The organism is Pseudomonas extremorientalis (assembly GCF_024584605.1).
Lineage (GTDB): Bacteria > Pseudomonadota > Gammaproteobacteria > Pseudomonadales > Pseudomonadaceae > Aquipseudomonas > Aquipseudomonas extremorientalis.
In genome coordinates this window covers 2,099,617-2,111,897 of record NZ_CP089519.1, presented here as the reverse complement: position 1 = coordinate 2,111,897, position 12,281 = coordinate 2,099,617, and the positions used below count along the sequence as shown (strand labels likewise).

Annotated in this window: 8 protein-coding genes and 6 tRNA genes; 5 read left to right on the top strand and 9 right to left on the bottom strand. The window is 60.2% G+C overall.

What is annotated here, in order from left to right; genetic code table 11:
* The first annotated feature begins 87 nt into the window (after nt 1-87).
* The 3 genes from LUU92_RS09580 (at nt 88) to LUU92_RS09570 (ending at nt 5,427) form a co-directional block, all read left to right on the top strand.
* Entirely contained in the window at nt 88-1,305 is a 1,218-nt protein-coding gene (locus LUU92_RS09580; RefSeq protein ID WP_222541348.1) for a phospholipase D-like domain-containing protein, read from the top strand.
* A 95-nt stretch (nt 1,306-1,400) separates the two neighbouring features.
* The gene (locus tag LUU92_RS09575) at nt 1,401-3,140 is read left to right on the top strand and encodes a dipeptidase (protein WP_071492234.1); all 1,740 of its coding nucleotides are present in this window, start codon (nt 1,401-1,403) and stop codon (nt 3,138-3,140) included.
* 118 nt (nt 3,141-3,258) lie between these two features.
* Nucleotides 3,259-5,427, top strand: coding sequence for a hypothetical protein (locus tag LUU92_RS09570; RefSeq protein WP_257103512.1), 2,169 nt, complete (start codon nt 3,259-3,261; stop codon nt 5,425-5,427).
* 140 nt (nt 5,428-5,567) lie between these two features.
* Here the strand turns inward: LUU92_RS09570 and LUU92_RS09565 are convergent, their stop codons facing one another.
* A complete protein-coding gene (locus LUU92_RS09565; protein WP_257103511.1) occupies nt 5,568-7,229 on the bottom strand; it encodes a M24 family metallopeptidase in 1,662 nt (553 codons plus the stop codon).
* 77 nt (nt 7,230-7,306) lie between these two features.
* Here LUU92_RS09565 and pdxR point away from each other — a divergent pair, with 77 nt between their 5' ends.
* Nucleotides 7,307-8,812 (top strand): MocR-like pyridoxine biosynthesis transcription factor PdxR, encoded by a 1,506-nt coding sequence (pdxR, locus tag LUU92_RS09560; RefSeq protein ID WP_257103510.1) that lies wholly within the window; start codon nt 7,307-7,309, stop codon nt 8,810-8,812.
* An 11-nt stretch (nt 8,813-8,823) separates the two neighbouring features.
* On the opposite strand, the gene LUU92_RS09555 is transcribed toward pdxR, so the two are convergent.
* The gene (locus tag LUU92_RS09555; RefSeq protein ID WP_071492230.1) at nt 8,824-9,075 is read right to left on the bottom strand and encodes a hypothetical protein; all 252 of its coding nucleotides are present in this window, start codon (nt 9,073-9,075) and stop codon (nt 8,824-8,826) included.
* 59 nt (nt 9,076-9,134) lie between these two features.
* A complete protein-coding gene (locus LUU92_RS09550; RefSeq protein WP_092247916.1) occupies nt 9,135-10,238 on the bottom strand; it encodes a polyamine ABC transporter substrate-binding protein in 1,104 nt (367 codons plus the stop codon).
* A gap of 139 nt (nt 10,239-10,377) precedes the next feature.
* Here LUU92_RS09550 and LUU92_RS09545 point away from each other — a divergent pair, with 139 nt between their 5' ends.
* Nucleotides 10,378-11,169 carry a response regulator transcription factor gene (locus tag LUU92_RS09545; RefSeq protein WP_071492228.1) on the top strand — a complete coding sequence of 264 codons (792 nt, stop codon included), beginning with the start codon at nt 10,378-10,380 and terminating at the stop codon, nt 11,167-11,169.
* An 89-nt stretch (nt 11,170-11,258) separates the two neighbouring features.
* Here LUU92_RS09545 and LUU92_RS09540 read toward each other — a convergent pair.
* From LUU92_RS09540 to LUU92_RS09515, 6 genes are all read right to left on the bottom strand, one after another.
* A tRNA-Gly gene (locus tag LUU92_RS09540) sits at nt 11,259-11,334 on the bottom strand.
* A 3-nt stretch (nt 11,335-11,337) separates the two neighbouring features.
* Nucleotides 11,338-11,413: transfer RNA gene (locus LUU92_RS09535), tRNA-Glu, on the bottom strand.
* 103 nt (nt 11,414-11,516) lie between these two features.
* Nucleotides 11,517-11,592: transfer RNA gene (locus LUU92_RS09530), tRNA-Gly, on the bottom strand.
* Between the two features lie 3 nt (nt 11,593-11,595).
* A tRNA-Glu gene (locus LUU92_RS09525) sits at nt 11,596-11,671 on the bottom strand.
* Between the two features lie 104 nt (nt 11,672-11,775).
* Nucleotides 11,776-11,851 (bottom strand) — tRNA-Gly (locus LUU92_RS09520).
* Between the two features lie 3 nt (nt 11,852-11,854).
* Nucleotides 11,855-11,930, bottom strand: a tRNA-Glu gene (locus LUU92_RS09515).
* Nucleotides 11,931-12,281: the final 351 nt, after the last annotated feature.

Here is a 12,281-nt window from a genome sequence, read left to right as displayed (position 1 = left end):
TTCTGGGACAACGCGGTGGACTGTTTGGGGCGGCTGCGCCACCCAGCGCGGGGCAAGCCCGCTCACTACATCAGTGAAGAGAGTGTTATGTCCGTCTCCTTGAAATTGCGTATCGCCGGCCTTGCCGGCTTGCTCCTCAGTCCGCTGGCCCAGGCGGACTTTTCGATTCCGGGGTTTGAACTGGTACACACCGTACCGGTGGACACCGCCCTCGGCACCGACGACCTGCGCCAGCCCGGCCCGGTATGGAGCGAACTGTTCGACGGCGCCAAAAGCCGCATCGATATCGGCCAGTTCTACGCCGCCGATCACCCCGGCTCGGTGATGGATCGTGTCATCGAGCGCCTGGAAGCCGCCGGCAAACGCGGTGTGAAGATTCGCTTTTTGCTCGAAGAAAAAGGCATCAAGTTGTCGGAGGCCTCCACCCTGGAACGCCTGCGCGCGATCCCCAACCTGACCTTTCGCGTCTTGCCCTACGCCCGTGTAAGCGGCGGGATCATCCACGCCAAGTACCTGGTGGTGGATGGCAAGCAGGCGTTTGTCGGCAGCCAGAATTTCGATTGGCGCTCGCTGGAGCACATCCACGAAACCGGCCTGCGCATCACTGATCCGACGGTCGTGGGGCAGGTGCAGGCCATCTTCGAACAAGACTGGAAAGCCCAGCAGGCCTTGGCCGACAACCAGCCGGTGCCACTGCCCGTCGCGGGTAAAGAACCACCGCGCACCGGCAACTACCTGGTCGCCAGCCCGCAGCGCTACAACCCGCCCGGCGTGGGCGACTCGCAGCTGGAACTGCCGCGTTTGTTGAATGAAGCCAAACAGGAAGTGCGCGTGCAATTGCTGGACTACGCACCGTTGTCCTACGGACCGGACAAGACCCGTCCGTACTACGCGGTGATCGACAATGCCGTGCGCGCGGCGGCGGCGCGTGGGGTGTCAATCAAGCTGATGGTGTCCAACTGGAACACCGACAAGCTGGAACTGCCCTACCTCAAGAGCCTGGCGGTGCTGCCCAACGTGCAGATCAAGATCGTCACCCTGCCCGAGGCCAGGCAGGGATTCATTCCTTATGCGCGGGTGATCCACAGTAAGACCATGGAGATCGACGGCCAGGTGGCGTGGGTCGGCACCAGCAATTGGCTGGGTGGCTACCTGGATAATTCGCGCAACCTGGAAGTGGTGATGCGCAATGAAGCGATGGCCAAGCGTGTGGGGCAATTGCACGAGCAGTTGTGGGATGGACCCTACGCCAGAGCCTTGGACATGACCGCTGAGTACCCCGAGCCCCACCCTGGCCAGCATTGACCAGAGGCACCTGACTAATGGTAGTGTGTGGAAATGTTTCTGACAGATCGATCAGAAACTTCCTACTCACTACCTGCAAAGGAATGCGTCTCTCCATGCACTTTCCACTCAAGCAATTGGCGGCTGCCACCCTGTTTGCGGCGAGCCTTTCGGCTGTTACCTGCCCCGCCTTCGCCAACATCACGCCCGAGCAAAGCACGGCGATTCTCAAGAACTTCAACGAAACGTCCGTCACCGATTTTCGCGGCTTCCTCGGCGCGCTGGCTAAAGGCGACCTGGGCAAGACCAGCGACGTCGGCCCGGCAATCAGTGCCTTTCTCGACAACAAAACCCTGAGCGCCGACCAGCAGAACGAAATCAATCGCCTGCTGGGCATCTACACCCGGGTGAAGTACGGCAAAGCCGCCCTCGAAACCCTGCGCGAGCTGGTGGAAATCCCGACCTTCAACGTGGATGGCCTGCCGCAGTACAAGAACCCGGAATTCATCAAGATCGCCGGCAAGCTCCAGGACCTGGCCAAGGCCTTTAACCTGAACTTCCGCAACATCGACAACCGCGTGTACGAAATTTCCCTGGAAGGCAGTGGCGACGACGTCGTCGGTATCCACGCCCACGCCGATGTGGTGCCGGTAACGCCGGAAAATTGGGTGCTCAAAGATGGCACCAAACTCGACCCGTTCAAGGTCACCCTGATCGGCAACCGCATGTACGGCCGTGGCACCGAAGATGACAAGAACGGCATCGTCGTGGCGATGTATGCCATGAAGGTGATCAAGGAAGAAAAGCTGCCACTGGCGCGCAATTTCAAGCTGCTGGTCGACACCACCGAAGAAACCTCCGGCGACGCGATCCCTTACTACTTCGAAAAGAACCCGACACCGCAATACAACCTGGCGCTGGATGGCGGCTACCCGGTGGTGATTGCCGAGAAAGGCTACGGCACGGTGATGGCAACCTTCCCGCGCCGCAAGGGTGAAGGCAAAGGCGCGGAAATCATCGCGATGACCGGCGGCATGGCCACCAACCAGATTCCGTCGGCATCGGTGGCGACCTTCGTCAGCGACAAGCCTGCCGAGTTGGCCGCCAGCCTGCAAAAGGCCGGCAGCGAATACGCCAAGCGCAACGGCGGCGATTTTGAAGTGGCCGCCAAGGTCGACGGCAAAGACGTCAAGCTGACCGTCACCGGCGTGTCCGCTCACTCCTCCGAGCCGGAGTCCGGGGTCAACCCGGTGGCGCGCATGCTGGAGCTGATCCACAGCGTCGACGGCAAGATCGCCCTCAAGCACAACCACATCACAGACGCGGCGCGGTATGCCTCCGACAACTGGGGCCTGGACTACCTGGGCGGCAAGTTGGGCGTGGGCTTCTCCGACGAGTTCATGGGGCCACTGACTACCTCGCTGACTTTTGTCGGCCTGGATGAAAAAGCCTTCAAGCTGGCGGTGAACCTGCGTGTGCCGAAGGGCAAGTCGCCAGAGAAACTCAAGGCCGAGATCGCCGACAAGCTGAGCGCCTGGGACAAGAAAGCCAAGGTCAAGGTGGACTTCGCCTACTCGGTGGCCGAGCCGATGTACCGCAACCCGGAAGGTGAATGGGTCAAGGCACTGCTGGCAGTCGCCACGGAAAACCTCGGCATGGAGCACAAGTTCGGCACCTCCGCCGGCGCAACCTCCGTGCATGAACTGCCCAACGGCGTGCAATTCGGCCTGGCGCGCCCGGAAGTCAAGTACACCGGGCACACCGACGGCGAGTTCAAGACCGTCGACCAGTTCCTGCTCGACCTGCAGATCGTCACCGAAATGATGGGCCGTATCGGTCAGCTGCCGAAGCTCTGAGCCTCACCGGACCCGCCAGCCTGGCGGGTCCTTTTTTACGCGGACCTAGCCGTTCGGTCAGTTACCGCGCCGAATGTTCTTGCGTACCCTGCCCTCTGACTCTATCGGGGGAATCGCAGTGTCTTTGCTCAATGCTGTCGAACGCGCTTGTGCCCGTCTGGCGCCCTTCGGGTGGCGCGACCTCTTGCTGCAGCATGGTCTGGATCTCACCTCAAATACGTTGCGTGAAGAACTCGCCAAACCGTTGCATATCAATCGCACGCTGGCAGGCTTCGAAGATTTTTCCATCAGCGCAATGCACGGCATTGCTCCTGGACGACCGGCTGATAGCCTGCTGTTTCATGCATTCGCGTCGCCGAATGTAAGCACCGGAGCCAGCGGCGAAGCACTGACAGTTTTCCCGACGGCTGCAGAAATCGAACAGGTGCTCAATTATGTTTACGGCGCCGCTCCACCAAGCCTAGAGGCGTTCGGTGATCAAAAACTGGCAATCGCCGTGTTCGCCTATGAATACAGGCCACAACCTGAAACCGTGCACCGTTGCCACGCGGACTTGTGTTTTTCACGTGCGGGCGTCGCAAGGGTTGGAACAGCCGACGCGCTTTACGATCCGATACGGCGAGGGTTCTTGCCATTCGTTGAGGGCCAGCCCAATCGAATGCGCGTTATTCCGGCGCGCTATGGCGCTTTTATTGCCGCAAAATGCGCTGGCCAGCCAGAGCGTTTCGGTCCGATGAACACCCAGCCTGGCGATCAGGAGCTGGCATTTTGGGTACCGTTGCACAAGCTGTTTGATGGCGATGAATGCCTCGCGGGATTCGACCTGAGGGTGCAGTTGGAAAACCATCAGATCAATGAAAAGATCGGACAGATCCACAGGCGCTTTCGTGGTACCGGCTGGCAAGAGCCTGACACTCTCAACGCGCCGTTCGTGATTACCCAAGGGCTAAGCCATTGGGCAGATACCGAAGCATTCGCGCCGGGGTTGCTGGTGCCTGATGCCAAGCAGACCCTGGTCGAAGCGGCTTACTACAAAGGACAGCCACTGTCGTTCATGATGCCGCCGGACTCGGGTGGCCTGATCCACGGGCGGCACCGTGTACGCGATGACGGTTCGATCGAAGACCTGAATGATCTGGAGAATGTCGACGCGATGGTCAAGGCTGGCGGCTATCGCGCCCTGCACTATCAGGACGCAATGGCGGAGGGTTGGGTACGCGCGCATTGCCCGCAGTTGACGCTGGAAAGCATCGCCGCCTATTCCATCATCGGTGCCCCGGACTTTTTCCCACTGTGCGGACAACGGGAGCTCAAGGAGTGGTCCAGTGACCCCGAGGTATTCCCCTGCCCGACGCCGCCCTGCCCGGAGGTGTGGCATACGCGGATCAATCCGCTCTCCGACGTGCGCTTCTATATCAATCAGTCCCTTGAGGGGAATTATTTTGCCCTGGAAGATCGCGGAGTCACCGCAATCGTCTCCCATCCCCAGTCCTTCACAACATCCCGTGCAACCCCCCAGGTGGCGCATGCCCAGCGACAATCCTGGCTACCGGATTTTGCCAGCGGTGTGTTCGGTCCTGGCTGGGAAGTTGGCCGAGGTTTGGTGGATGCGCCGTTTACCAATGTGCTGTGCGGCTATCAATTGGCCAGCCCGTTTACCGAGGATGCACGTATCTGTGCTGCGCTGGGTTCCTACTGGCCTGGTGTAGCGCCGGATTCGACCCGCACATTCGAACCGCGCAGTGTTTCGGCCACGACCATCCCGCTGACGGACAGCGAAATCGGATCGCCGGGTAGTCCGGGCTGGGATGGCCGTCATGGACCTACATGGGTTGAGGTCGAAGGCCGCCCCTTGATCCAGTACGAAGCCTATGAATACAGCGATTACACGCAAGCCGCATTGACCAGCCAGTTGTCGCTGACAATGACCGGACACACCAGCACCGAGCAGTACCATCAGCGTGTGCTCGGGATGCGGCGCGCGTACCAGGCGGTCGGCGCCGGATCAGACAAGGAACGATGGAAACGCTGGCCTTTGCTGTCGTTTTTCCTGGTGCAATTACCGGATGATGACTTCGAAGCAGCGCAGCAAGAAGCCAACTTTCGGCTGAAGGGCGATGTCCATTTCTACAGGCTGTTCGAGCACGGCTCGATCAGCACCCCCACGAGCAACTTCAAGCTTCGCCACGTGGAAATACTGCAACAGGTGGAGCTGTACATGAGCCCGCAAGCCATGCTTAAACGCCAGAACGGGGCGCCGTGGCGGCGTCACGATGAATCACTTTGACGGGGTTGTCGTAGGCGCCGGCCCGGCGGGATGCGCGACGGTAATCACCTGCGCGTAAAAAGGGTTGCGGGTAGCCCTGCTTGAGAAGACTCCGTTCTCCAGGAAAAGACCGGGAGAAACGCTCCATCGCACACATGCCTTCAGGCATCAAGCATCAGGATATCCTCAAAGAACCCACCGATCGGCTCGGTCGGATGGCACAGCTGGATTTCCAACACCCAGGCCATTTCACTCGGCGGGATATCCAGATCCGCCAGTTCCTTGTTCTCGAACAGCGCGTGGGGGAAGTCCGCCAGGCGATGCCCTGCGAGGTTGCGCGCCAGCCTCCAGCCTTTTGCCACGGCGCTCTGCTCGGCGAAGTCATACAGTTCGCGGCCGGTGAGGCCACGTAACCAGGCGTCACGGGTTTCATCGAACACTTCGTGCAGCGCAGTCGTGCACCCCAGGTGCAGCGGCGCGTCACCGAAGACGAAGGTGTCGCCATAGTCGCCCTCGTAGCCGTCCCACACCGGGCCCAGATCAACCACGACGATATCGCTGGCGCGCAGCCTGCGCTGGCGGTCGATCCCTTCGCGGGGTGGGCGGACCGTGTCGGCGCCAAAGCGAATATAGGTCGGGTGCCAGGTGTGCGATGCGCCCATGGCCTGCAGTTGTTCGGTGGCCATGGCGAGGGCTTCGCCGGTGGTCATGCCTACCCGCAGTCGGCTGGCAATGGCCGCCAGGGCGCGGATGGATTGGTCACGGGCCGCCAGCATGCCGTCGAACGAGTAACGGGGGCCGACCTTTTCCCAGATCGGATCGAACGCAGGTGTAGGCGCTTGCGTGCCTGCGCCACCACTGGGCACAAAGGCTTCGGCGACAAACCGGTGAGCCGGCAAGCCCGCGTCTAGGCACTGCTCGCGGACCTGGCGGATCATTGCGCCGTTGCCGCACGCGTACACCTGGGCGACTTGCCAGTGATGCCCATGACCCAGCGCAACGTCCTGCACGCGCCCCTGCGAAGCCAGCACCGGGTGCCAGTGAAAACGCGGGTGATCGATGACGGACTGGTCCAGGAACACGCGGTCATAGAAGTCTGCCGGCTGCGCGCCGCCCCAGTACAACGTCACCTCGACATTGCGCTTCAAGGCGCTCAACAGGATTGGTTTGATGCCGGCATAGCCGGTGCCCGTGGCGAACAGGACTACGGGGCTGTCATTCACGTCCTGCCAGGTGCAGGCACCAAAAGGCCCCTCCAGTTGCAGCACGTCGCCGGCCTCCAGGTCGCCCAGAACAGCCTCGGAAAACAGCCCGCCGCGCACCTGGCGAATCTGAAAGACCAGGCGCCCGTCATCTTCGGCCGGCAGGTTGGCGATCGAGAAACACCGCGAGTCACCGTCGACCAGACGGAACTTGAGGTACTGGCCGGCACGCACCGCCAATGGCAGGTCCGGCATCAGCACCAGCTCAATGATGTCAGGGCTCAATGCGCACTTGCTCAGCACTTGCGCCTCGACACTCAGCGCGGGAGTGTCCAGGGACCAGCCGGGAATTTCCAGGCGCATGTCGCCGCAGGCGTGGCTCTGGCACAACAACATTTCATTCGCCGCCAACGGATAGCACGGCGCGGGGGCGTTCGGCGCCAACTGCCTGGCCCGGTACTGCCCTTCTGCGACCACCACCTTGCACGATCCACAGGCACCGCGCCGACAGGAAAACGGCACGGACAGGCCACTGGCGAGCATCGCATCGAGCAACAGCTCATCACCGGCCTCAAAGGTTTTACCCGAGGGGGACAGTTCGATGACATGACGTGTATTCATAACAACCTCGGGGTGAGTGAGGCTTGATTGTTGCGGTAGACTAGGCCCATTAAAACCTCCAGTTTTGGATACTTCAGATGGTCCAGATGCGTAAATGGCGGCCGCTGCTCAAGCTGGACGAGAGCGCCAGCCAGGCGTCCTACCGCAAGATCGCCGAAGGCCTGGTGACGGCAATCGTCGAGGGCCGCTTGCCGCCCGGCACTTTGCTGCCGGGCACGCGGGAAATGGCGCAATTGCTCGACGTCAACCGCAAGACCGTGATCCTGGCCTACGAAGAAGCCATGACCAAAGGCTGGCTGGTCAGCGAGCCGCGACGCGGGACCTTCGTCAATGCGCAATTGGCGCCCAAGCCAATGCCGAATCGCGCGCAACCGTCCTTCGCACCGCCCATCCTGGCCCAGGCGAACGCGCCGTACTTCACCCAGAACGCCCAGGCGACGGCACTGCAGCACCGGCATGGCGCACTGTTTTTCGACAACGGCACCAGTGACCACCGCCTGCTGCCCCAAGCCGTGCTGCACCGCCACTACCGCAATGCCCTGCGCAACAGCTTCGCCTCTAATACGGTGCGCTATGGCAGTGAGGGCACCGGCTATGAGTTGCGCTGCGCCCTGGCCGAAATGCTGCGCAACAACCGCGGGCTGACGGTCAGCGCCGAGAATATCTGCCTGACCCAAGGCACCCAGATGTCGCTGTACCTGAGCGCCAGCCTGCTGCTCAAGCCTGGCGACGTGGTGCTGGTGGAACGCCTGAGCTACCCGCCGGCGTGGGAGATTTTCCGCAAGCTGGGCGCGCAACTGGTCACGGTGGACGTCGACGACGAAGGCTGCCGCACCGACCAGATCGATCACCTGTGTCGCGAGCACAAGGTGCGGATGATCTATCTGACACCACACCACCAATTCCCCACCACCGTGAGCCTGCACGCAGCGCGGCGGCAACAGTTGCTGGCATTGGCGGCGCTGCATGACTTCTGCATCATCGAAGAAGATTACGACCACGAATATCACTTCAACGGGCGGCCCTACCTGCCGCTGGCCAGCGACCGCTCACAGCGCCATGTGCTCTACGTCGGCTCATTGTCCAAGGCGCTCGGTTCCACGTTTCGCTGCAGCTATGTGGTGGCGCCCACACCGGTCATTGAAGCGCTGCACGGCAACGCCGCGTTGATGCTGGGCGATGCCGACGCGGTGGCGCAGAAGATGCTCGCGGACCTGATCAACGCGGGTGAATTGAAGAAACACCTGCGTCGGGTATCCAAGGAATACCGCGCCCGCCGCGAAACCTTGCAGGGCTGTCTACATGCGGCATTCGGTGATCGGATCATGGTGCGCGAACCCGAAGGCGGGCTGGCGCTGTGGGTGCGTTTTGACGAAAGGATAAACGTCGAGCAGATGGTGGCAACCGCATTGGAGCATGGGCTGGTCGTACGCAGTGGTCGGCAATTTTCGCCCATGGACCAGCCGGAAAATGCGTTGCGCCTGGGCTTTGCCTCACTCAATCAGGCGGAAATTCGTGAGGCCACGGTGCGCCTGGCCAAAGCGGCAAACCCGCGCGCACACAAAAATGCCGATCATCGCTGATCGGCATGGGGTTAGAGCGGCAGCAGGAAGCGGGATTTCTCTTCGGCCCGGGCCAATTCCGGGAACTCCAGCAGCAGCGCCCGGTTGCCCCGGCCAATGTGCTCCATCACCGCCCGCGTAATGTACTCACGCACCATGCCGGTCGAGACGTAATACATGGCCCAGGCTTGTTCGGGCGTACAGTGGCCGATCTGTTCTTCGATTTGCGTGTACGCCTCGTCATCGTCCGACTTCACGTCGCGCTGATATTCCGCTTGGCCCATGATTGATCTCCTTCAACGGCACGCCTGCAACCGCCCGGCATGCCTGGTCATTCAGCCGGTCACGTGCCGCTCTTCACTTTGGTCCACACACGCGTGCGGATTCGCTCCAACTTCAAGGGCAGCGGTTCAAGGGGAACCAGTGTGGCAATGGTCTCTTTGGACGGATAAATCCAGGGGTTGTCGCGCAGCTTCTGTTCGACCAACTCGGTAGCGTCCTTGTTGGCGTTGGGGTACAGCGTGTGGTTGGAACTCTTGGCAATCACTTGCGGCTCAAGCATGTAGTTGATAAACGCCAGACCCTGCCTGGCATGCGGCGCATCCTTGAGCAGCACGAAGTTTTCCGACCACACCAACCCGCCCTCGCGCGGCAGGCTGTAGGCAATCTTGCGCCCGGTGTTGTTTTTTTCATTGATGGCCTGCGCCGTCAGCGCCCCGCTCGCCCAGCCCACCACCACACAGATGTTGCCATCGGCAAAGTCGGCATCCGTTCTGGATGAATCAAAGTAAAGGACGTAAGGGCGGATCTTCAGCAGCAGCGCCTGGGCTTTCTGGTAATCCTCAGGGTTCTGGCTGTTGCTGGGCAGCCCGAGATAATGCAAGGCGATCGAAATGATTTCACTCGGGGAATCGAGCATCGCCACGCCACACGATTTGAGCTTGCTGATGTTCTCTTCCTTGAAGATCAGGTCCCAGCTGTCCACCGGGGCATTCTCGCCCAGGGCGGCCTTGACCTTGTCCACGTCGTAACCAATGCCGGTGGTGCCCCACAGGTAGGGCACGGCGTAGCGGTTACCCGGGTCATTGGCGGAGAGCAGCGCCAGCATCTCCGGATCGATATGCGAGAAGTTGCTCAGTTGAGAGCGGTCCAGCGGCGCCAGTACGCCGGCCTTGATCAGGCTGGGCAAGACATTCGACGTGGCGACGACCACGTCATACCCGGTACGCCCGGCCATGACCTTGCTCTGCATGATCTCGGCACTGTCGAAGGCATCCATGTGCATCCGGGTGCCGGTTTTCTGCTCGAATTCCTTGGGTGTTTCCGGGGCGATCAGCCCGAACCAGTTGTAGAGGTTGACCCGGGGTTCGGCCGCCGAGACCGGCGCGCTCGCGCCCACACAGACCAGCGCCGCCATGAACATGGCGCGCAAACGGGGTTGACTCATATCGCTATCCTTGTCAAAAACGACAGGCCATCATGGCCTTCATCCGCTGAGGGGTGAATATACTCGGCACGTCCGATTAGTAAATACCTAGAAGTACTTAGCCCAGCCCCATGAATGCCTAACCCTAAAGGGGTAGTACATGTCGCTCGACCTTCACAACCTGGCCTGGCATCGGTCGGCCGGGACGCTGATCATGCAACTGAACCGACCGGCGTTCTGGAGCTCACTGGTTCGCGTGCTAAAGGAATACGTCCAGATCGACAACTGGGTCGTGCTGATCTTCAGCGACCACCAGGTACGGGTGGTCAGCGTGACTGAGGTCGCCGATGCGGACGAAGTGGACGCGTTGACCCAGCGCTACGTAAAAGGGCTGTACCTGCTCGACCCTTTCTACATTGCCAACCGCGAAAACCCGCAGAGCGGCTTTTTTCATCTGTCCGACATTGCGCCGGAGCACTTCCTGACCACCGAGTATTACCACCAGTATTTCGCCCAGTACATCAGCGTGGATGAGGTGCAGTACAACGTACAACTCGACGCCGACAGAACGCTGTGCATTTCATTCGGCAGCAACGCGCGATACAGCCCGCAGCAGATCGCGACCCTGGACATTATCAAGCCATGGGTGATGGCGTTGATGCATCAACGCATGTGCTTTGAGACTGATGCGGAAAAAAGCCAGGACGAACCGCCACCCTGGTCAGAGGCCATCGTGCAACTGGGCACACAAATCACTGCGCGCGAAAAAGATGTGCTCAAGTTGCTGTTGAGCGGTTTTTCCAACAAAGAAATCGCCGGCAAGCTGAACCTGTCGGCAGAGACCATCAAAGTTCACCGTCGCAACCTCTACAACAAACTGAACATCAAGTCTCAGTCCGAGTTGTTTGCGCGTTTTTTCATGCCGGCGCAGGAGGCCCAGACGGCGCATTGAACGCTGCCGCAGCGGGCCTGCGGCGGCTCTGCACAAATCACGCACAAACAAAAACGCCGATCATTGCTGATCGGCGTTTTTGTCGAATATGGAGCGGGAAACGAGACTCGAACTCGCGACCCCGACCTTGGCAAGGTCGTGCTCTACCAACTGAGCTATTCCCGCAAATGGCGTCCCCTAGGGGACTCGAACCCCTGTTACCGCCGTGAAAGGGCGGTGTCCTAGGCCACTAGACGAAGGGGACACACAACTGAAACACATGGTGTGCATTTCAGTGTCCAGGGGTTAGATCCGAAGATCATGCCCTGGTTTCACTCAGTGCCGCCCGAGGGCCACACTGCTTAAATTGGAGCGGGAAACGAGACTCGAACTCGCGACCCCGACCTTGGCAAGGTCGTGCTCTACCAACTGAGCTATTCCCGCAAATGGCGTCCCCTAGGGGACTCGAACCCCTGTTACCGCCGTGAAAGGGCGGTGTCCTAGGCCACTAGACGAAGGGGACACACAACTGAAACACATGGTGTGTATTTCAGTGTCCAGAGGTTAAATCCGAAGATCATGCCCTGGTTTCACTCAGTGCCGCCCGAGAGCCACACTGCCTAAACTTGGAGCGGGAAACGAGACTCGAACTCGCGACCCCGACCTTGGCAAGGTCGTGCTCTACCAACTGAGCTATTCCCGCAAATGGCGTCCCCTAGGGGACTCGAACCCCTGTTACCGCCGTGAAAGGGCGGTGTCCTAGGCCACTAGACGAAGGGGACACACGTACAACATTCACTGCTTAACCGCGTTTTGCTGTGTGCTTTACGCGTTAAGTGGCGCGCATTCTATGGACGGATTGAAAGATCGTCAACCCCCAAGGATAAATTTATTAAAATCAATGACTTCCCCCAGCTTTTCGGGCTCATGGGGGGATTGTGCGCGTCCGGGCTTTGACGCCTATATTCTGGCGCCCGACAAGACGCTATAGTTCGCTCCAGCAAATGATGGCAATGTGCATCCATGCAGGGAGCGCCTATGCCTATAGAAGCAAACTACCCGGGCAACTGGTCGATCAGTCCTATCCGCCGGATGGCCCAGTCACTACACTCCACTGTAAACCCTATAAAGAG